Origin of the sequence: Rhodococcus sp. R1101, from assembly GCF_000278445.1 — a bacterium.
GTDB classification, from domain to species: Bacteria; Actinomycetota; Actinomycetes; order Mycobacteriales; family Mycobacteriaceae; genus Rhodococcus; species Rhodococcus gordoniae.
Genome location: NZ_AJVB01000959.1, coordinates 1 through 414 on the forward strand (window position 1 = coordinate 1; position 414 = coordinate 414).

1 protein-coding gene is annotated in these 414 nt (G+C 65.2%); it reads right to left on the minus strand.

Going from position 1 to position 414, the window contains the following annotated elements; translation table 11 throughout:
* The coding region (locus tag R1101_RS29105; protein WP_016935878.1) for an NADP-dependent isocitrate dehydrogenase at positions 1–414 on the minus strand (414 nt) is incomplete at both ends.

A 414-nucleotide genomic window follows, 5' to 3' on the forward strand; every position in this document is an offset into this window, starting at 1 on the left:
CGCCGATGTCGACCGGCGCGCCCTGCACCTCGATCAGCTCCCGCACGATCGTGTCCTCGTCTCTGGCCAGCGTCTCGGCCAGTGGGGCGAACTGTTCTGCGAGTTCCGGATCACCGGTCTGCGCGGCAAGTTCCTGCGCCCAGTACATCGCGAGGTAGAACTGGCTACCCCTGTTGTCGAGTTCGCCGACCTTGCGTGACGGGCTCTTGTTCGTCTCCAGCAGCTTGCCGGTCGCCGCATCGAGGGTGTTTGCCAGGATCTTGGCGCGCTCGTTGCCGGTCTTGATGCCGAGGTCCTCCAGGCTTACGGCCAACGCCAGAAACTCCCCAAGCGAATCCCAGCGCAGGTGGTTCTCCTCCACCAACTGCTTGACGTGCTTGGGCGCCGACCCGCCGGCGCCCGTCTCGTAAAGGC